Annotated in this window: 15 protein-coding genes; 9 read left to right on the forward strand and 6 right to left on the reverse strand. The window is 73.7% G+C overall.

Annotation, left to right across the window (positions count from 1 at the left end; all coding sequences use genetic code 11):
* Positions 1-41: 41 nt before the first annotated feature.
* Complete coding sequence (locus ABD944_RS33080; protein ID WP_345183450.1) at positions 42-1,328, forward strand: aspartyl protease family protein; 1,287 nt, start codon at positions 42-44, stop codon at positions 1,326-1,328.
* Here ABD944_RS33080 and ABD944_RS33085 read toward each other — a convergent pair.
* The 3 genes from ABD944_RS33085 to ABD944_RS33095 all read right to left on the reverse strand — a co-directional run bounded on the left by ABD944_RS33085 (position 1,325) and on the right by ABD944_RS33095 (position 2,760).
* On the reverse strand, positions 1,325-2,167 hold the full coding sequence (locus ABD944_RS33085) for an oxidoreductase (protein ID WP_345183452.1): 843 nt from the start codon (positions 2,165-2,167) through the stop codon (positions 1,325-1,327). The genes ABD944_RS33080 and ABD944_RS33085 overlap by 4 nt on opposite strands.
* 36 nt (positions 2,168-2,203) lie before the next feature.
* On the reverse strand, positions 2,204-2,362 hold the full coding sequence (locus ABD944_RS33090) for a hypothetical protein (RefSeq protein ID WP_345183454.1): 159 nt from the start codon (positions 2,360-2,362) through the stop codon (positions 2,204-2,206).
* Positions 2,363-2,433: 71 nt separating this feature from the next.
* Positions 2,434-2,760 (reverse strand): hypothetical protein, encoded by a 327-nt coding sequence (locus tag ABD944_RS33095; protein ID WP_345183457.1) that lies wholly within the window; start codon positions 2,758-2,760, stop codon positions 2,434-2,436.
* 137 nt (positions 2,761-2,897) lie between these two features.
* Between ABD944_RS33095 and ABD944_RS33100 the strand changes: the two genes are divergently transcribed.
* Both ABD944_RS33100 and ABD944_RS33105 read left to right on the forward strand, forming a co-directional pair.
* Positions 2,898-4,097 (forward strand): low temperature requirement protein A, encoded by a 1,200-nt coding sequence (locus ABD944_RS33100; RefSeq protein ID WP_345183459.1) that lies wholly within the window; start codon positions 2,898-2,900, stop codon positions 4,095-4,097.
* A gap of 398 nt (positions 4,098-4,495) precedes the next feature.
* On the forward strand, positions 4,496-5,977 hold the full coding sequence (locus ABD944_RS33105; protein WP_345183462.1) for a N,N-dimethylformamidase beta subunit family domain-containing protein: 1,482 nt from the start codon (positions 4,496-4,498) through the stop codon (positions 5,975-5,977).
* 144 nt (positions 5,978-6,121) lie between these two features.
* On the opposite strand, the gene ABD944_RS33110 is transcribed toward ABD944_RS33105, so the two are convergent.
* Together ABD944_RS33110 and ABD944_RS33115 are read right to left on the reverse strand one after the other, a co-directional pair.
* On the reverse strand, positions 6,122-8,011 hold the full coding sequence (locus ABD944_RS33110; protein ID WP_345183464.1) for a Vgb family protein: 1,890 nt from the start codon (positions 8,009-8,011) through the stop codon (positions 6,122-6,124).
* A gap of 346 nt (positions 8,012-8,357) precedes the next feature.
* Positions 8,358-8,987 (reverse strand): hypothetical protein, encoded by a 630-nt coding sequence (locus ABD944_RS33115; protein ID WP_345183467.1) that lies wholly within the window; start codon positions 8,985-8,987, stop codon positions 8,358-8,360.
* A 384-nt stretch (positions 8,988-9,371) separates the two neighbouring features.
* Here ABD944_RS33115 and ABD944_RS33120 point away from each other — a divergent pair, with 384 nt between their 5' ends.
* From ABD944_RS33120 to cydC, 6 genes are all read left to right on the forward strand, one after another.
* Positions 9,372-10,598 carry a PucR family transcriptional regulator gene (locus tag ABD944_RS33120; RefSeq protein WP_345183469.1) on the forward strand — a complete coding sequence of 409 codons (1,227 nt, stop codon included), beginning with the start codon at positions 9,372-9,374 and terminating at the stop codon, positions 10,596-10,598.
* A gap of 40 nt (positions 10,599-10,638) precedes the next feature.
* Complete coding sequence (locus tag ABD944_RS33125) at positions 10,639-11,847, forward strand: PucR-like N-terminal domain-containing protein (RefSeq protein WP_345183472.1); 1,209 nt, start codon at positions 10,639-10,641, stop codon at positions 11,845-11,847.
* A gap of 129 nt (positions 11,848-11,976) precedes the next feature.
* Positions 11,977-13,395, forward strand: coding sequence for a cytochrome ubiquinol oxidase subunit I (locus ABD944_RS33130; RefSeq protein WP_345183474.1), 1,419 nt, complete (start codon positions 11,977-11,979; stop codon positions 13,393-13,395).
* Positions 13,396-13,421: 26 nt separating this feature from the next.
* A complete protein-coding gene (gene cydB, locus ABD944_RS33135; RefSeq protein ID WP_345183477.1) occupies positions 13,422-14,534 on the forward strand; it encodes a cytochrome d ubiquinol oxidase subunit II in 1,113 nt (370 codons plus the stop codon).
* 7 nt (positions 14,535-14,541) lie between these two features.
* Complete coding sequence (gene cydD / locus ABD944_RS33140) at positions 14,542-16,155, forward strand: thiol reductant ABC exporter subunit CydD (protein ID WP_345183480.1); 1,614 nt, start codon at positions 14,542-14,544, stop codon at positions 16,153-16,155.
* A complete protein-coding gene (gene cydC / locus ABD944_RS33145) occupies positions 16,152-17,831 on the forward strand; it encodes a thiol reductant ABC exporter subunit CydC (protein WP_345183483.1) in 1,680 nt (559 codons plus the stop codon). The genes cydD and cydC overlap by 4 nt, the downstream gene beginning before the upstream one ends.
* Here cydC and ABD944_RS33150 read toward each other — a convergent pair whose 3' ends face one another.
* Positions 17,832-19,346 (reverse strand): cryptochrome/photolyase family protein, encoded by a 1,515-nt coding sequence (locus ABD944_RS33150; protein WP_345183486.1) that lies wholly within the window; start codon positions 19,344-19,346, stop codon positions 17,832-17,834.
* Positions 19,347-19,457 lie beyond the last annotated feature (111 nt).

Here is a 19,457-nt window from a genome sequence, read left to right on the forward strand (position 1 = left end):
GTCCGACATCGCGGCGGAAGGGGCCACGAAAGGAGAAAGCCGTGGCTGATGACGGGAAGTGGGATCGACGTTCGCTGCTGCGAGGCGCCGCCGTGGTGGCCGGCGCATCCGCGACCGCGACGCCGGCGGGCGTCGCGGTCGCGGCCCACGCCGACGGTGGTGACGCGGACGCGCTGTTCAAGGCCGGGAAGTTCGAACAGGCCGGCCGCGCCTACGAGGCGATCCTGAAAAGAGACCCCGCCAACGTGCACGCGGCCCGTCGGCGCGGCCAGGTCGCGCTACTGACCAACCAGTTCTCCGACGCTGAGCACTATCTCGCCACGGCTCTGAGACTGGCGCCCAGCGACAAGGAGACCAATCGACTTCTGGGCGATTGCTACATCCGTCAGGACAAACTCTCCCAGTCCGTGCCGCACTGGCGAGCGGCCGGCAAGGACGTCTTCGCCACGTGGTTCGGGGCGGTTCAGGGCGAGCCGTACCAGGTCCACGGCGACGCCGCCCGGCTGCCGTGGCAGCAGATGGACCCGTCACCACAGGTCGAGGGGTCGGTCAACGGCGGACCGCCCAAGCGCTTCATGCTCTACACCGGCGCCCCATGGCTGGGCATGTCCGCGGAGGTGGCGAGGGAGGCCGGGCTGACCGCCGTGGCCGAGCAGCAGATCGACTACCTGGACGGCACCGCGTGGCAGTACTTCGGGGTGCTGGAATCCTTCAGGCTGGGCGACGTCGAACTGCGCAACATCCCCGTGGAGTGGTCGGAGACGGACCAGGCTTCGCCCGGGGGGCCCAGCGACGGCATCATCGGCACGTGGGTCTTCTACCACCTGCTGACCACCTTCGACTACGCGGGCCGGTCGCTGATCCTGCGCCGTCCCACTCCCGAAGCCGTCCGCCGGGTACGGCGCGACGCCGCGCGGGCGGGCGCCAGGCCCCTGCCGCTGTGGCTGGCCGATGAGCACGGCCTGTACAGCAGGGGCAGCATCGGCGGTTCCGGATCGCGATTGGTGGGACTGTCGATCGGTGGAACCAGCGAGAGCGCCGTGGCCATGCCCGAGGAGACGGCCAAGCGTCTGCGGATCCGTACCGACTACGACCGCCCGCTGGAGACTTTCGCGCACAGCCACCCGGTCGTCACCTATCCCTGCTACCCGGACGAGATCCGCCTTGGCGACGCCGTCGCCAGGGAGGTCTACTGCTTGGCGAATCCCTCCGGTAGACCCCCTCGCGCCGGGTTCGACTCGCTGGGGGCGTTCTTCCACCCCTTCTTCAAGCCGTACACCGTCACCCTCGACTTCACCGGCATGAATCTCTACATCGCCCGCGGCTAGGGCTCGTCCGAGGGGAAGTCGGTCGAGCGCGTCACGGCGGCCCACTGCTCGGCCTCGGCGGCGCGGGCCTCGGCGGACCTGCGGGCCAGGGCGAGGGCGTCGCCACCGAGGATGAGGCGGCGGGGCGGATCGTCGGCGGCGACCACGTCGATGACGGCCTTGGCGGCGCGGGCCGGGTCGCCTTGCTGGGTGCCGTCGTTGGCCTGCCGGTAGCTGTTGATGGCGCCGACCGTCTCCTCGTAGTCGGGGCCGACCGGGTGGAGTTCCATGGACGAGCCCTGCCAGTCGGTGCGGAACGCGCCCGGCTCGACGATGAGGACCTTCACGCCGAACGGCGCCACCTCGGCCGCGAGCACCTCGGAGAACCCTTCGACGGCGAACTTCGCGGCCTGGTAGGCGCCCATCCCGGGGGTGCCGCCCACGCGTCCGCCGATGGAGGAGACCTGCACGAAGGTCCCCGAGCGCTGGGCGCGCAGGACGGGCAGCGCGGCCCGCGTCACGTTCACGACGCCGAAGAAGTCGGTCTCGATCTGGGCGCGGAAGTCGTCCTCGGCCATCTCCTCAATGGGCGCGCTGTTGGCGTAGCCGGCGTTGTTGACGACGACGTCGAGACGGCCGAAGGCGACGGTGGCCTCCTCCACGGCACGGGCGGCCGCGGCGGGGTCGGTGACGTCCAGCGCGACCGCCCGGATCCGTTGGTCGTGCCTGGCCGCCAGGTCGTCCAACTGCTGCGGACGCCGGGCGGTCGCGACGACCTGGTCACCGGCGTCCAGGACCGCCTCGGTGAGGTGGCGTCCGAGTCCTCGCCACGCTCCGGTGATCAGCCATGTCCTTGCCATGAGTGGTTCCTCCGTTCGGTCGGGTGCGGTTCGCGGTCAGAGGCGGTGTGCGCCGGTGACGGCCTGGGCGAAGGCCGCGGCGTCCGGCAGGCCGGCCGGGGAGGCGGCGGCCCCGCCCGCGACCTGGCCGATCCCTTGCCGGACGCGCGTCTGTTGATCATGTTGCCCCTCCGTGCCGATTCCGTGCGTCGTCATCGACTCTCGCCCGAAGGGAGAGCGGCCACACCCGTCATTTGATGGTGAGACCCGATGTGAGTCGTTAGGGGTCAGCTGTCGCCGGCCCTCGCCAGGGCGTCGCGCAGGGCCGCCCGTCTCGGCCCCTGGACGTGCCTCAGCCGGACGCCGCGGGCGAGGCGGACGCGGGCCGGCTCGAACGGGAAGCCCGCCGCCGCCGGAGCGGACTCCGCCCGCGCGTACATGTCCTCCGCCTCCTTCTCGCCGGACGCGGTCATCGCGAGCGCGCCGTAGGTGATCAGCGCGAGGCGCGGCGAGATGCCGGGCAGGCCCGCGCCGAGCGCGGTTTCGGCGTGCAGGCGGGCCTGCTCCAGGCGGCCGGCCGCGCCGACCCGCCACGCGGCAGGGGGCAGGTTCACGAGGGTCGAACCGGAAGCCGGTGCCGGCGACCGGCGGCAGGGGCCGCTCGAGCCCGACGCCGCCGGACCGGGGGCGACACGCTCCGGCGCCCGCTGACCAGCGGCGACGTTGATCACCAGGCGGGTAACCTGTGCCGGTGGCAGACCTCCCGTGGCAGCGCCCGGCGATCACGCCCGAAACCCACCGGGCGACCTCCTTCGAGATCTTCTTCGACCTCGTCTTCGTGTTCGCGATCACCCGGGTCGTCTCGTTCATGGCGCACTCCCCGTCCGCCCTGTCCCTGGTGCGCGGGCTGATCCTCCTCCTGCTGCTCTGGTGGTCCTGGGCGGCGTACGCCTGGCTGGGCAACCGGGTGCGCGCCGATCGCGGCGTGGTCCGGACCGGGATGCTGGCGGTGATGGCGGCCCTGTTCGTCGCGGCCCTGGTCATGCCGGACGCCTTCGGCCGCCACGCCGCGGGGGTCGACGCCCCGCTCGTCCTGGCGGGCGCCTTCTGCGTCGTCCGGGTGGTCTACTTCGGGCTGTACCTGTCGTCGGTGGCGGGCGACCGCGGGCTGCGCGACCAACTGCTCCTCGACGCGGTCCCCCAGACGATCTCCCTGTCCGCCCTCATCGCGGGGGCGGTGCTCGGCGGGACCTGGCAGACCGTGCTGTGGGCCGCCGCGTTCGCCGTCGACTTCGGTGGGGGCCGGATCGCCTCCGGCCTCGGCGGCTGGACGGTCCGCAGCGCCGGCCACTTCGCCGAACGGCACCGCATGGTGCTGATCATCGCGCTGGGCGAGTCCCTGATCTCCGCCGGCGCGGGGGCGGGCGACTCGATCGCCGGTGCCATGGTGCTCCTGGCGGCGCTGGTCGGGTTCGTCGCCGTCGTGTGCCTGTGGCTGCTGTACTTCCGCGGCCTGGCGGACGCCGCCGAGGGCGTCCTGGAACGCGCGTCCGGCCTGCGCCGTGCTCAGATCGCCCGCGACGCCTACACCATGGTCCACTTCCCGCTCATCGCCGGCGCCCTCTACATCGCCCTCGGCGCCCACGAAGTCCTGGCAGAGTTGTCCGGCGACGCCGCCGACCACGGTCGGGCCCTGGAGTGGCCCGTCCTGACCGCCTTGTACGCGGGGGCCGCCGTGTTCCTCCTGGGGCGGGCTGCCTTCGCCAGGCTCACCGTCCGTTCCGTTCCGGCGGCGCCGCTGGTCGTCGCCGCGGCGTTCTTCCTGCTGATCCCCGCCGCCCGGCTCCTGCCCGCGCTCGCCGCACTCGGCCTGGTGAGCGGGCTGCTCCTCGGCCTGGTCGCCTTCGAGAGGCGGGCGGCCGTCCGGTACGGCGCCGCGGACCCTGAATGAGGGCCCGCGGCAGAAGGCCGCGGCCGTCGGCCAGGGGGACGGCGCTCGGGCGCCACGGCCGCGGAGCCGCCACATCCCATGGCCACGGTGACTCCGGTCGCCTGGGCGAGCCGCACCGGCGCGCGGGGGCGGCGGCCCGGGTCGGCGCCGTATCCGGCCTCCTGGACGACCGGCTCGGCGACATAATGGCGCGAACTGTCATGTAACAGGTGCGTCCCCCGGACTCGTTCAGGGCCGGCGGTTATGCGGGCGCGGGGCGGGAAGACGATCTCTAATACGTGGCGGTGGACGGGTTGCCCGCAGGGGAGTTCAGGGGAGGGTGGTCCGCCGTGACGGAAGCAGAAGAGGGACGTCCCTTAGACGGACGCGTGTCTCCGCGCGTACTCCGTGATCCGGTCGTGCTGGCGTTAATCTCGGCGCTCGTTCTGGTCGGCGCGTGCTCGACGTCCCGCCGCTCGTCCGCCGACCGGCCGGGCAAGGCGGGCGCGGCGACCGTGGAGACGCCCGAGAACGCCAAGCCCGGCACGACGGACTGGCAGGTCCGCCGCAGGGGGGCCGAGCACGAGATCGAGGGGTACGCCGATCGCGTGAGCGTGCTGCCGGGCCAGTCGTTCCGGCTGTTCGTCTCGACCACGACCTCCGGGTTCAGCGCGGAGGCGTTCCGGATGGGCTGGTACGGGGGCGCGAACGCGCGCCGCGTGTGGCGGTCGGGGCAGGTCGCCGGGGTGCGGCAGGCGGCGGCCCGGATCGACCGGAAGACGCGCACCGTCTCGGCGCCGTGGCGGCCGTCGATGACGGTCGCCACGTCCGGCTGGCCCGCGGGCAGCTACCTGGTCAGGCTGACCGCCGTGTCGGGCGCCCAGCGGTACGTGCCGGTGACCGTCCGCTCGCCGGACACCGCCGGGCGGGTCGTGGTGCTGAACGCGACCACCACCTGGCAGGCGTACAACATGTGGGGCGGCCACGACCTGTACGAGGGGCCGTCCGGGTACGACGACCGGTCCTACGCGGTCAGCTTCGACCGGCCCTACGACAAGACCGGGGCGGGCAAGTTCCTGACCTACGAGCAGCCCGCGATCGCCTTGGCCGAGAAGGCGGGCGTGCCGCTGGCGTACGCCACCGACAACGACCTGCACAGCGATCCCGCTCTGCTGAGCAAGGCGCGCGGCCTGCTCACGCTGGGGCATGACGAGTACTGGTCGTCGGCCATGCGCCAGCGCGCCACGGAGGCCCGCGACCACGGCGTCAACATCGCGTTCCTCGGCGCCAACGCGGTGAACCGGCACATCCGGTTCGAGGCGACGGCACTGGGGGCCGACCGGCTGGTGGTCTGCTACAAGGACTCCTCCGCCGACCCCGTCGCCCGGACGAACCCGGCCGAGTCGACGCAGGACTGGCGGCTGCCGCCGAAGCCGCGCCCGGAGAGCGACATCATCGGCATCCAGTACATGTGCTTTCCGGCGGAAGGCGCGTTCACCGTCTACCGGCCCGATTTCTGGCTGTTCCGCGGCACCGGCGTGCGTGCGGGAACCCGGTTCCCCGGCATGGTCGGCCCCGAGGCCGACGCGATCGCCCCCGGCGGCCCGACGCCGCCGACACTGGAGATCGTCGGACGGTCCCCGATCAGCTGCGGGACCGGGAGCGCCGTCGCGCACGCGTCCTACTACACGACCCGCAGCGGGGCCGGGGTCTTCGCCACCGGCACCATGCGCTGGGTGTGCGCGATGCGGGGACGCGCCTGCGGCCACGGCGTCAACGAGGCGGGCCGCGCCTTCGTCACGCGGGTGACCGACACGCTCGTCCGGGCGATGGCCGCCGGACCGCTCGCGCGCAGCCATCCGTCCCGTCCCAACTCCAAGGAGCTCGCGGTCGCGCCCTGAAGCGCGCCGCCCAACGCCAGTCCGTGGGGCGATCGCGTCAGGCGGCGATGACGGCGCCGGCTTTTCTGTCCACAGGGTGTGGACGGTGTGGAGGCGCCTCCGAAGGACGGGCCTTCGGGGGCGCCTCCGCCCGGTGCTCCGCCGCTAGCGGCGGGCCTTCATCCTGTAGGTGGCCTTCTTCGGGGCCGGGGTGGGGGCCTTGGCCGTCTTGCGCGGGGTCTTGCCGGACTTGAGGATCTGCTTGAGCTTGGCGGCGACCGGGCCGGACGCCAGGCTCTGCGGGGTGTTGCTCGCGTTGATCCCGTTGCCCAGGTTGAGGACGCCGGTCAGCTTCATGGAGTTCTGCGAGGCGGGCGACGGCAGCCCCATGAGCTGGTTGATGACGCCGTCGAGCATGCCGAACGGGCCGCAGCCCTTCGCGGCGGGGACCTCGATCGGCGCCTCCAGGGAGACGGCCGCCGGGACGAAGCCGAGGTGCGGGTCGCCGTTCGGGGAGCCGGCCAGGAAGGTGGTCGGCAGGCTCGCGGTGATCGGGCCGATGACGCAGGTCGTGCCGAGCAGCTGGTTGTTCAGGTGGACGTTGAGCGGCACGCGGACGCCGAGCCCGGTGTCGGTGAGGTAGGCGTGCACCTTGCCGGCCAGCGTCTGGCTGATCGTGAGGCGGTTGACGTCCCACATCGCGGCGGGCGACTTGCCGAGGATCGGGCCGATCAGCGGCAGCTGCGCGATGAGGCCGCCCGGCACCTCCACCTGCTTGGAGATGAGCTGCTCGCCGACCACGGGCGGGTCGAGGACGAAGTCGCCGGTCTCGTCGGGCGCCCCGAGGGAGCCGGTGATGCGGATGGCGCCGCTCGGCAGGCTCTGCCGGAAGGTGCCGATCTTGACGTCGCCGCCGGTGGTGACCTGCGTCTGGCAGAGGGACTCCACCGCGCACTGGTTCTGGAAGCGCGCGGCGGGGGTGGGGCTGCTGCCCGGGGCCGCGGCCGGAAGCGCCGGGTGGGACGTGCCGGACGGCGGGGCGGCCGGGTCGAAGTGCCCGATCAGGCCGCGGCCCGGCTCGGTGAACCACAGGTGGCCACCGGGGCCGTTGACGATGCGGGTCGGCGCCGAGAGGGTCGCCGGCAGCGGGTACTCGGCGATCTCGCCGGTGGCGGGGTCGAGGCTGCCGATGTTGCTGGCGGCGGCCTCGGTGAACCACAGCTTGCCGTCCCGCGCGACGATGCCGGTCGGGTCGGAGTCGGGGCGCGGCGTGGCGTACTCGGCGACCTCGCCGGTGGCCGGGTCGATGCTGCCGATCCGGCTGACGCCGGGCTGCGTGAACCACAGCTTGCCGTCCGGGCCGGACACGATGTCGCCCATGCCCGGGTAGCCCTGGAAGGTGAACGGCGTGTCGTAGGGGGTGACCTGGCCGGTGGCGGGGTCGAGCCGGCCGATCCGGCCGCTGGTGTCGGTGAACCACACCGCCTGGTCCGGGCCCACGGTGACCGCGTACGGGGACAGGCCCGTGGCGTACGCCGTGACGTTCCCGGACGGGTCGACCCGGCCGATCGTGCCGGAGTACCCGCCGGTGATCCACACCGATCCGTCCGGGCCCGGCGCGACACCGTTGACCTGGGCGTTGGCGAAGTTCACGTCGCCCGTCACCGGCAGCTCGAAGAGCGTCGCGGCGCCGTTCGCCGGGTTCACGCGCCCCACCCGCGGGACGCTGTAGGACATGTCGGTGAACCAGAGCGCGCCGTCGCTCGCGGCCGTCATCGCGTCGGGGACGCCGGCCTGGTGCTGCGAGTTCTCACTGATCGTGAACTCGGTGACCTTGCCGTCGGCGCCGACGCGGCCGATGCCGCCGGCGTTCGCGGCGTACCAGAGGGTGCCGGACGGTCCGGCGGCGAGCCCGACCGGCGCGACGTCGGGCACCGGCAGCGCCACCTCGGTCACCTGGCCGTCGGCCGACGCCGGCGGCACCGCCGCGAGCGGGCTCAGGCCCAGCACCGCGGTGAGGGCGAGCGATCCCGCCCGTGTACGTCGATGGCGCATGCCATCGCCTCCCATGGTTCCTCATCCCCGAAAGCCGACAGGAGTAGCGGTGGTCGCGAAGGAGCACGGTGGCCGCGAGGGACCACGGTGATCGTGAACGACCACGGGGGCCAATAGAAACGCTGGAGTGTCCGGAGTCAAGCAAGATCGTCGGAACGGGCCGCTACCGGCCAACCGGTCCACCGGAACGTTCCCGGCCGCACCGCCGGGCGCGGGCCACGCCCGCGCTCGGAGGCGTCCCCCGGACAGGCGGCGAGCCGGAAACGCGTCGGCGTTTCCGGCTCGCCTGTGCGGTACGGAGGCCTAGGGGGTGGGCGGTCTCCGCGGTCGTGCGCGGATCAGGGCGTCACGGGGAGGTGACGTTGATCTGCGGGAAGGTGCCGCCGCTGTTCTTGACGATGTAGGCGCCGTTCAGCGAGGCGGAGTCCCCGTTGTGCGCGATGCCGAGGCAGCCCGAGGTGACGTTGCTGACCGTGAGCCCGCTGCCGGTGGCCGTCAGCTTGCCGGTGCTGTTGGTGTAGGTGCCGGAGGCCGTGCCGGCGATGTCCAGCTGGCAGAGCCCGCCCGCCGCCGAGGCGTGCGCGGAGATGCCGCTCAGGCTGCCCGGGGTGACGCCGCCCGACGTGGCGCCGGTGACGTTTACCTTCCAGGGGAGGGCCTTCGGCGTCACGGTGAAGGAGAACCCGCCGCCGTTGCAGTTGGTGAACGAGATCGCGCTGATCGTTCCGACCTGGAGCGGCGAGGCGCCGCTCTTGGTCCCGTTCGGGATGCTGCCGGAGCCGGTGGACGTGGTGCAGGTCACCGCGATGCCGGTGCTGGTGTCGGTGATGACGAGGTTGCCGGAGTTCGTGGCGGTCACCGAGCCGCCGTTCGTCACGGTCGCGGTGAGGTTGGCCGCGTGGGCCGGGGCGGCGAGGAACAGGGCGAGGGCGGAGGCGCTCGTGGCGGCGAGGGCCGCAGAGGTGATCTTGCGCACGGGAATGACCTTTCCTGGGGGTGGGACCGGGTGCCTGGGGAGAGGCACGGGCCTTCCTGCGTGGGTGGGTGTGAGCTCACCATTCACCTACTAGCCGGTACGGTAAGCGGAGATTTTCACGGCGGACAAGGTTCGGACGCGGGGTCGACGCCGATTCCGGCAAGGTCTGTCAACGGATGAGTAAATCGCTTCGCGGAGTTTGTGCGCCGATGAGGAGGCGCCGGGGCCCTCGAAGCGGTCGGACCGGAATACACCATGGAGCCTCACCGATACTGGCGACGCCGTTGACTTTCCGCAACAAATGCCTGTGAGTGACCCTATGACCTTTCACGCCGCCGTTCCGGGGCCTTTTCCGACTAGGGGCCCATGGGTATTTTGAACGGCATGTCGCTTCCGGTGGGGCAGCCCGCTTCGGCGCTCGGGCGGGAGGGCGCGCTCGTGCCACCCGAGCCGGCGCCTCCCGAACTCGTGGAGGTCCTGCGGTCCGGGCTCCCCGGACTGGCCGAGGAGATCTACACGGCCGTCCGCGCCACCGTCCCCGACTTCGCGGTCGCCGACGGCGGACCGCCCAGCCCGGAACGGGTCGTGCGGGAGGCCATGCGCACCTACGTGGCGCGCTTCGCCGATCCCGCGGAGCCGCTGGACGGGCTGCTGGAGCTGCTGCACTCGTTCGGCCGCAGGGAGGTCACGGGCAACCGGAGCCTGGAGACCCTGCACGCCGCGATCCACATCGCCTTCGACACCTCCTGGCACCGGATCACCGAGGTGTGCGTCCGCAACAAGGTGTCGGGCGCCGACCTGGCCCGCGTCGCGGAATTCCAAATGGCCTTCATGGACCAGATAATCGACCCGATAGTCGAGGCTTATCTGGACCAGGGACTGAAGGCGCCGGTCGACCTCGTCCATTCGCGCAGGCTGCTGATGCGGGGCCTTTCCACACGCCCGGTCGCCTCCCGCGAGGCGATCGAGCACCTCGCTGCGAAACTCGGCTGGAACGTGCCGGAGACCGCGACGCCGGTCGCGGTCCGCCGCGGCACGCGGTGGCGGCCCGCCGCCGCGCGCCGCGACGTCCTGTCGGCCCTCGGCGGGACCGCGCCCTGGCTGCTCGTGCCCGGCGGGGTGGACGAGGCCCGGCGCGCCCTCCTCGGCGCGGCGCTCGACCGCGGGCCGGCCGTGGTCGGCCTGACCGTGCCGCTCGGCGAGATCCCCGACGCGCTGCGCTGGGCGCGCGGCGTGCTCGCCCTCGCCGAGGACGGCGTGATCGACCCCGCGCCGCTGATTCGCGCCGAGGACCACCTGCTGGACCTGTGGCTGACGTGCGACCCGCCCCTCGTGGAGGAGATCGCGAGGCGCCGGCTCGGCGGCCTGGCCGGCCTGCCCGAGGGCAAGCGGCGCGCGCTCACCGAGACGCTGCGGGTCTGGCTGGAGCAGTGGAGCACGGCGGCGGACGTCGGACGCCGGCTGCACCTGCACCCCCAGACCGTCCGGTACCGGCTCCGCCAGATCAGGAAGGAGATCGGCGGCCGGCTCGACGACCCCGAGACGCGCTTCGTCCTGGAGGCGGTCCTGAAGGCCCGCCGGCGGACGCCGCCGGGCCGCCCTGCCTCCTGAAACCCCGCCTCCTGACACCCACCCCCACGGAGCGTGTGCGATGCCGAGGCCGTTCTCTCCGGGCGGCTTGTCGCCGCAGGAGTCCGCCGAGCTGCGCGAGCTCGTCGCGGCGCTGTCGCCGGACGTCCGGGCGACCGTCGTCCCGGGCCTGGTCGACGAGATCGTGGAGAGGATCCGTGCCGCGATCCCCGCCTACGCCCGGCCGCCCGGAAGCGCGTACAACCACGTCATCCGCATGGCCGTCGAACGCAACGTGCTGGGCTTCCTGGACTGGCTGGCCGACCCGGCACAGCCGCTCGACCGCCGCGACGAGCTGTGCCGCAAGATGGGCGCGTTCGAGGTGATGGAGGGGCGCCCGCTCACGGTGCTCCAGTCGGCCTACCGTGCCGCGATGCAGGTGGCCTGGTCCCGGATCCGGGCGATGCTGGACGACCGGGTCGCGTCCGTCCTGGCGGTCTCGGCCCTCGCCGAGGCCGTGATCGCCTACATGGACGACGCGGCGGCCCTGTCCCGGGAGGGCTACGAGCGGGCCAAGGCGGAAGCGTGCCAGGCGCGCGACGACGCCCGGCTGGCCCTCCTGCGCGCGCTCGCCGGCTCCGCGTCGCCGGTCGAGCCCGACCCGGCCGCCGACTGGCCGCTCCCGGACGAGGTCACGCTCGTCGCCCTGCCCTCCGGGACGCTGCCCGTCTGCCCCCTGCTGGACGCCGACGTCCTGCTCGACCCGGCGGAACCGGCGCCCTACCTCCTCGTCCCCGGCCCGCTCACCGGCGACCGGCGGGCGATGCTCGAAGCGGCGCTGGCCGGGGAGCGCGCCGCGGTGGGCCTGACCGTCCCGCGCGCCCGCGCCGCCGACTCGCTCCGCTGGGCCAGGCGCCTCCTCGACCTGAAGGACGTCCTGCACGACGGCACCCTCACCCTGTGCGAGGACCATCTGATGAGCCTGTGGCTGCTGGCCGACGGCGCCCTGATGGAGCAGATCACGCGCCGCGGCCTGGCGCCCCTCGCCCCGCTCAGCGAGCGGCGCAGGCTGCCGCTCGTCGACACGCTCGCCGTCTGGCTGCGGACCCGCGCGCCCGCGACGCGGATCAGCGAGGAGCTCGGTGTGCACGTGCAGACCGTCCGGTACCGGATGCGCGTGCTCGAACACCTTCTCGGCGACGAGCTCGCCGACCCCGGCACCCGGTTCGCCATCGAGGCCGCGCTGCGCACCCGCAGGCTCCGGGCCCGGCACCTCGACGCGACAACTTGATCAACGATTGACCGCGGACTGCCTTTCTCCGGCCGGACGGCCGGGAAACCTGCCCAGTGCGCGCCCGCCGGGGGCGGCCTCCCGACGGCGCTCCGCCGCCGAGATCTCCGACGACGGGAAGGAAGCGGGGTGGAGACGACAGCGGTGCTCGACCGGTGGCAGTTCGCGGTCACCATCGTGTACCACTTCCTGTTCGTGCCGCTCACCATCGGCCTGGCCTGGTTCGTCGCGGGCATGCAGACCGCCTGGTACCGCACCGGCCGGGAGCACCACCTGCGGATGACGCGGTTCTTCGGGAAGCTCTTCCTGATCAACTTCGCGCTGGGGGTCGTCACCGGGATCGTGCAGGAGTTCCAGTTCGGCATGAACTGGTCGGTCTACTCCAGGTTCGTCGGATCGGTGTTCGGGGCGCCGCTGGCGATCGAGGGCCTGGTGGCGTTCTTCCTGGAGTCCACCTTCATCGGGCTGTGGCTGTTCGGCTGGAACCGGCTGTCCCCGCGCGTCCACCTCGCGATGATCTGGCTCGTGGTGGCGGGCACGTCGTCGTCCGCCTACTTCATCCTGGCGGCGAACAGCTGGATGCAGCACCCGGTCGGCTACGCGATGAAGGGCGGGCGCGCCGAGATGACGTCGCTCGGCGACGTCCTCCTCCAGCCGCTGCAGATCACCCACTTCTTCCACACGATCGCCGCCTCGCTGGTGACGGCCGGGCTCCTGGTCGTCGCCGTGGCCGCGTACCGGCTCCGCAAGGCCCGGCGGGAGGACGCCGGGCCGGACGACCCGGACGTGACGCTGTTCCGGGCCGCCGCGCACGGGGCGCTCTGGGTGACGGCGGTGGCGTCCGTCGTGGTGATCGGCGTGGGGCACTTCCAGGCGCAGCTCCTGGTCAGGTACCAGCCGATGAAGATGGCCGCGGCCGAGGCCCTGTACGAGACGCAGGCGCCGGCGCCGCTGTCCCTGCTGGCGATCGGGCCCTGGGAGAAGCACCCCGATCGCACCAACGTCGACATCGTCATCCCGCACGGCCTGTCGGTGCTGTCCACCAACGACTGGAACGGGGAGATCCGCGGGATCAACGACATCCAGCGCGAGTACGAGCGGCGGTACGGCCCCGGCGACTACACGCCGGTCATCGGCAGCGTCTACTGGTCGTGGCGGGTGATGCTCACCGTCGGGTTCCTCGTGCTGCTGTACAGCGCCGCGTGGCTGTGGATCATCCATCGGCGCGGGTGGGCGTCGCCCCGCTGGTTCGCGTGGACGGCCTACGCGTTCCTCGCGCTGCCGTTCCTCGCCAACACGGCCGGCTGGCTGGTCACCGAGATGGGACGCCAGCCGTGGATCGTCCACGGGCTGCTGAGGACGCACGACGCGATCTCCCCGACGGTCGGCACCGGCCACGTGATCGCCACGCTGGCCGGCTTCGCCGCCCTCTACGGGGTGCTCGCCGCGATCATGGGCTGGCTGATGGTCCGGGCGGTCCGCGCCGGCCCGGAACGCCCCGCCCCGGAGGTGACCCGCGAGGACGCGCTCCCGCCCATGCTCCACTGACCTGCCATCCGGAAGGTGCACTCACCATGGAGACCGCAGGGCATCTCGATCTCCAGACGCTGTGGTTCGTGCTGATCGCGGTGCTCTGGATGGGGTTCTTCCTGCTGGACGGCTTCGACTTCGGCGTCGGGATGCTCTACCCGTTCCTCGGCCGCGACGACCCGGAGCGGCACGCGCTGCTCGCCACGATCCTGCCTGTGTGGGACAGCTACGAGGTGTGGATCATCGTGGCGGGCGGCGCGACCTTCGCGGCGTTCCCCGGCTGGTACGCGAGCATGTTCTCCGGCTTCTACCTGGTGTTCTTCGGGATCCTCGTCGCGCTCATCGTGCGCGGCGTCGCGATCGAGTACCGCAACAAGCATGACGCGCCTGCCTGGCGCCGGCGCTGGGACGTCGCGATGCCGGTCTCCAGCCTGGCCATCCCGTTCCTGCTCGGCGTCGTGTTCGCCTCGATCACGCGCGGCGTGCCGATGGACCCGCGCGGCGAGGTCACCGGCGGGCAGGGCGTGCTGTTCGGCGGCTACTCGGTGCTGGCCGGGTGCGCGCTCGTGGCGGCGTTCGCGCTGCACGGCGCGCTGTTCCTCGCCGTCCGCACCCACGGCGGCCTCGAGGAGCGGGCGCGCGGCTTCGCGCTGGCGCTCTACCCGGTCGCGGCGGTGCTGCTGATCGGGTTCACGGTGTGGACGGCGGTGCAGGCGTCGTCGTCGGCGCCCTATCCCGTACCGGTCTACGCGCTGCTCGGGCTGGGCCTGGTCGCGGCCGCCGCGTCCGGGCCGCTGGCCCTGGTGAGGCGCCCGCTGGCCGCGTTCGCCGGGACGTCCGCCGCGACCGTGCTGCTGGTCGCCGCCCTGTTCGCCCGGCTGTACCCGCGGGTCATGGTGTCGTCCACGGCCGGTTCGCCCAGCCTGACGATCTACGGCACCGCGTCCAACCACTACTCGCTGGTGGCGATGACGATCATCGCCGGCGTGTTCGTGCCCGTCGTGCTCGTCTACCAGGTCTGGGCGCTGTGGGTCTTCCGGGCGCGGCTCTCGCGGGAGGACTTCGCGCGCCCGCCGACCCCGCTGCACATGATCACGCGGGGGGCGAAGGGGCCCGGGTCGTCGTCGGGGGGCGCGCCCGCCGAGGGCGGGGAGTAGGGCGCGGATGCGGGCGCTCGATCCCTGGCTGCCCCGGGACGTCCCCGGCGTCCGCCGGTTCCTGGCGGCGGCGGGGGCGGCAGCCGCGTGCTCGGCGGCGCTCACCGTCGCGCAGGCCGCGCTGTTCTCCCACCTCGTCGTCGCCGGTTTCCTCGGGGGCCGCGACGCCCGGGACGTCCTGCCCGCCCTGCTCGGCTTCGCGGGGGTGGGCGCGGCGCGCGCCGCTCTCGGCTGGGCGGCGGAGACCGGCGCCCGCACGGCCGCGTCCCGGATGGTCGGCGAGCTGCGCGGGCGGGTGCTGCGCCGGATCGTCCGGGCGCGCCCGGGGAGCGTGCCGTCCGGCGAGGCGGTGACCGTCACCACGGACGGCGTCGAGGCGCTGGAGGTCTACGTCGCCCGGGTCCTGCCGTCGCTGGCGACCGCCGCGCTCGCGCCGCCCGCGATCCTCGCGTGGGCCGCCTTCCGGGACGCCCCGTCGGCGCTGGTCATGGCCGCCACCCTGCCGCTCGTGCCGCTGTTCGGGGCGTTGATCGGCGCGTCGACCAGGGCGCGGACCCGGGAGCGGTGGCGGGCCCTCGCCCTGATGAGCGGGCACTTCCTGGACGTGGTGAGCGGGCTGACGACCCTGCGCGCGCACCGCCGGGGCCGTGCCCAGGCGACCGCGATCGCCGCTACCGGCGACCGCTACCGGCGGGAGACGATGCGCGTCCTGCGCACGGCCTTCCTGTCGGCGTTCGTCCTGGAGCTGGCCGCCACCCTCGGCACGGCGCTGGTCGCGGTCGGCGTCGGCCTCCGGCTGACGACCGGCGGCATCGGCCTGGAGGCGGGCCTCGCCGTCCTCGTCCTCGCGCCGGAGCTGTACGGGCCGCTGCGCGCGCTCGCGGCCGACTTCCACGCCGGCGCGGACGGCCTGACCGCGTCGCGGCGGCTGTCCGCGCTGCTCGCGCTGCCGCCCGCCGTGCCGCCCCCGGCGCGCCCTCGCCCGGCCGTGTTCGGGACCGTCCGGCTGGAGGACGTCACCGCCGCGTACGACGGCCCGCCCGTGCTGTCCGGGCTCTCGCTGGAGATCCGCCCCGGCGGGTTCACCGCGCTCGTCGGAGAGAGCGGCGCGGGCAAGAGCACCCTGCTCGCGCTGCTCATGCGCTTCGTCGAGCCGGCGTCTGGGCTCATCACCGTGGACGGCGCGGACCTCGCCGGCTTCGACCCGGACGAATGGCGGCGCCTGATCACCTGGCTTCCGCAGCGCCCGCGCCTGCGCCCCGGGCCGGTACTGGAGGCGATCGCCCCGGCCGGGCCCGGCGGGATGAGCCCGGTCGCCGCGGCCGAACTCGCCGGAGCCGGGTCGCTGGTGCACCGCACGGTGGGCGAAGCGGGCGACGGGCTCTCCGCCGGAGAGGTGCGGCGCGTCGCCCTGGCGCGGGCACTGGCCCGTCCCGCGCCGCTCCTCCTGCTGGACGAGCCCACCGCCCACCTCGACCGGGCCACCGCCCGGCAGGTGACCGACGCCGTACTGGCCCTGAGCGGCCGGACGGTCGTGGTCGCCACCCACGACCCGCGGCTCGCCGCAGGCGCCGACCACGTGATCGACCTGCCCGTCTCCCGCGCGGAGGCCCTCACATGAGCCGGGCGCCGTTGGCGGAGTCGGTGGCGGCCGCGCGGCCGGTCGCGCACCGGTTCGCCGGGGCCGCGCTGTGCGGCGCGCTCGCCTTCGGGTCGGGCGTCGCCCTGATGGCGACCTCCGGTTACCTCATCTCCCGGGCCGCGCTCCGCCCGCAGGTCGTCGCGCTGGCCGTGGCGATCACGGCGGTGCGCGCGTTCAGCCTGGCGCGGGCCGCGTTCCGGTACGCCGAGCGCCTGGTCTCGCACGACGCGTCCCTGCGGCTGCTGCGGGAGCTGCGGGTGCGGTGGTTCCGGCGGCTGGAGCCGCTCGTCCCCGGCGGTCTGCCGGGCGCCCGGTCGGGCGACCTGCTCAGCGGGTTCGTCGCCGACGTCGAAGCCGTCCAGCATCTGTACCTGCGCGGGTTCGCCCCGCCGCTCGTCGCGCTGACCGTCGGCGCCGGGACGGTCGCCGCCCTCGCGTGGCTGCTTCCCGCCGCCGGGTTCTGGCTCGCGCTGGGGCTGCTCCCGGCCGCGCTCGTCCTGCCCGCCGCGGCCGCCGCGCTCATGCGCACCGCCGCGTCCCGGCGGACCGAGGCGCGGGCGGTGCGCGCCGCCGAGACCGTGGAGCTGCTGCACGGCGCCCCCGACCTGGTCGCCTTCGGGCGGGTGGACGAGCAGCTCGGCCGGATCGGCGCCGCCGACGCCGCCCTGGCCGGGATCGCGCGCCGCGACGCCCGCACCGCGGGCTTCACCTCGGCGTCGATCACCCTGCTCACCGCCGCGGCGACGCTCGCCGTCCTGGTCGTGGGGCTGAACGCCGCCCATCGGGGCGCGCTGCCCGGAGTCCTGCTCGCCGCCCTCGCGCTGGCGGCCGCCGCGGCGTTCGAGGCCGTCCGGCCGCTGCCGGAGGCGGCCCGCGACCTGCTCACCGCGCACGGCGCGGCCGCCCGGCTGGGCGCGCTGACCGCCCGTCCGGCGCCCGCCGCCGACGCGCCCCGCCCGCTTCCCGCGCCGCGCGGAGACCTGCTCCGGATGCGCGGCGTGCGCGCCCGCCACGCCGGCTCGCCCTGGGTGCTGGACGGCGTCGACCTCGATCTGCGCCCCGGCGAGCGGGTCGCGCTGCTCGGTCCGAGCGGCGCGGGCAAGAGCACGCTCGCGCACCTGCTCGTCCGGTTCCGCGACCCCGACGAGGGTGCCGTCACCCTCGACGGCCACGACCTGCGCGACTACGCGCAGGACGACGTCCGGCGCGCGGTCTGCCTGGTCGACCAGCACGCCCACCTGTTCGGCACCACGATCCGCGCCAACGTCGCGCTCGCCCGGCCGGACGCCGCCGAACCCGAGATCGTCGACGCGCTGCGCCGCGCCCGCGTCTGGGACTGGGTCTCCGGCCTCCCCGGCGGCCTGGACGCCCACGTGGGCGAGCACGGCGCCCGCGTCTCCGGCGGCCAGCGCCAGCGGATCGCGCTGGCCCGCGCCTTCCTGTCCGGCGCGCGGCTGCTGGTCCTGGACGAGCCGACCGCCCACCTCGACCCCGCGACCGCCCGCGACCTGCTCACCGACGTTCTGCGTGACACGTCCGGGACGGGGATCCTGCTCATCACCCACACACCGCCGCCGCCCGGAACCGCGGACCGGGTCCTGCACCTGCGGTCGGGCCGCCTCCAGGAGGCGGGCGCCGGAGGAGAGGACCCGTAGTCAGGGTGCGGCGCCGGGGTCGCGCCGCCGGGCGTCGCTCAGCACCTCGTCCAGGTCGCCGAGGCGGTCCATCTGCTTGACGGCGCGGGCGGTGCGGTGGTTGTGAGCCAGCCGCTCGCGGTGGCGGTGGACGAACTCCCAGTACCCGGCGGTGTAGGGGCAGGCACGCTCCCCCGTGCGTTCGGTGGGCCGGTACACGCAGGGGCCGCACAGGTCGCTCATGGTGTTGATGTAGGCGCCGCCCGAGGTGTACGGCTTTGTGGTGATCCGGCCGCCGTCGGCGTACTGCGACATGCCGATCACGTTGGTCAGCATCACCCAGTCGTAGCCGTCCACGAAGCAGCGGTGGAACCAGTCCGTCACCGCCGCCGGGTCCCAGCCGCGCTGGAGGGCGTGGTTGCCCAGGATCATCAGCCGGGGGATGTGGTGCACCCAGCCCCGGTCGCGGACCTGCGCCAGGGTCGTCGAGAGGCAGCGGGCCCGGACGGCGCCGGCGTCCAGTTCGGCGAACCAGCCCGGCAGCGGCGCGTCGTGGCCCAGGGCGTTGGACTCGCGGTAGCGGGGGCCGAAGTGCCAGTAGAGGTTCCACATGTACTCGCGCCACCCGGCGACCTGCCGGACATAGCCCTCGACGGAGTTGAGCGGCGCGTCGCCCGCGCGGAAGGCGGCCTCGGCGGCCTCGACGCACTCGGCCGGGTCGAGCAGCCCGAGGTTGAGCGACGCGGACAGCAGGCTGTGGCTCATGGCCCAGTCCTCGGCCAGCACCGCGTCCTCCCACAGGCCGAAGGTGGGAAGGCGCTTCTCCACGAAGGTGCGGAGGGCGCGCCGGGCCTCGGCGCGGGCGGCCGGGAAGAGCCTCGGGCCGTCCCGGCCGACGAACGAGACGTCCCCGCTCCGCTCCCAGCGGTCCAGGTCAGCCCTGACCCGCTCGTCGATCTCGTCTTCGCGCGGGCGGTAGGGGGCGGGCACCGGCAGCCTCGCCTCGCCCTTGGGCGGGGGCTCGCGGTTCTCCCTGTCCAGGTTCCATTTCCCGCCGACGGGCTGGTCGCCGTCCATCAGCAGGTCGTGGTCCTGGCGCACCTGCCGGTAGAAGCCCTCCATCCGCAGCCGCCCGCCGGCGGACTCCGCCCACCGGCCGAACGCGTCCGGCTGGACGAGGAAACCGCGCGGCGGAAGGACCTCCACCTGCCGGAGGCCCCGCACGAAGGCGAGGGCCGCGTGGGACGTGGGGTGGTGGACGGTCACCGGGGCGCCGCCCACGGCTCGTTCCAAGCCGTCGCGGTACGTCTCCGCCTGGACGTAGCGGACGCGGTCCCCGAGTTCGGCCGCGCGGTGCCGCATCGCGGACAGGACCAGGTGCGCCTTGGCGCGGTGGAAGCGGCGCCGCCGGAAGACCGCCCGCGACTCGATCATGACGATCTCGGCGTCCGGCCGCAGGAAGTGCGGGCCCAGCTGGTCACCGAACAGCCAGTGGAAGCGGGCGGCCGAGCGGTCCTTCGAGCGGTCGTGGGCCACGCGGATCCTCCCCCTGGACGCCCGGACTCCCGCTCAGTGTGGTGCACGGCCCGTCGCGGACGAAGGCGGCGCGCGACGCCGTCCGTTACGGGCGGACTCACGAAGGTCCGG

The organism is Actinomadura verrucosospora (assembly GCF_039540335.1).
GTDB classification, from domain to species: domain Bacteria; phylum Actinomycetota; class Actinomycetes; order Streptosporangiales; family Streptosporangiaceae; genus Spirillospora; species Spirillospora verrucosospora.

What these genes read in the sequence shown, in the direction of transcription:
- ABD944_RS33085 (WP_345183452.1), bottom strand. Translation starts at nt 2,167, where the DNA reads ATGGCAAGGACATGGCTGATCACCGGAGCGTGGCGAGGACTCGGACGC.
- ABD944_RS33090 (WP_345183454.1), bottom strand. Translation starts at nt 2,362, where the DNA reads ATGACGACGCACGGAATCGGCACGGAGGGGCAACATGATCAACAGACG.
- ABD944_RS33110 (WP_345183464.1), bottom strand. Translation starts at nt 8,011, where the DNA reads ATGCGCCATCGACGTACACGGGCGGGATCGCTCGCCCTCACCGCGGTG.
- ABD944_RS33120 (WP_345183469.1), top strand. Translation starts at nt 9,372, where the DNA reads ATGTCGCTTCCGGTGGGGCAGCCCGCTTCGGCGCTCGGGCGGGAGGGC.
- ABD944_RS33125 (WP_345183472.1), top strand. Translation starts at nt 10,639, where the DNA reads ATGCCGAGGCCGTTCTCTCCGGGCGGCTTGTCGCCGCAGGAGTCCGCC.
- cydB (WP_345183477.1), top strand. Translation starts at nt 13,422, where the DNA reads ATGGAGACCGCAGGGCATCTCGATCTCCAGACGCTGTGGTTCGTGCTG.
- cydD (WP_345183480.1), top strand. Translation starts at nt 14,542, where the DNA reads ATGCGGGCGCTCGATCCCTGGCTGCCCCGGGACGTCCCCGGCGTCCGC.
- cydC (WP_345183483.1), top strand. Translation starts at nt 16,152, where the DNA reads ATGAGCCGGGCGCCGTTGGCGGAGTCGGTGGCGGCCGCGCGGCCGGTC.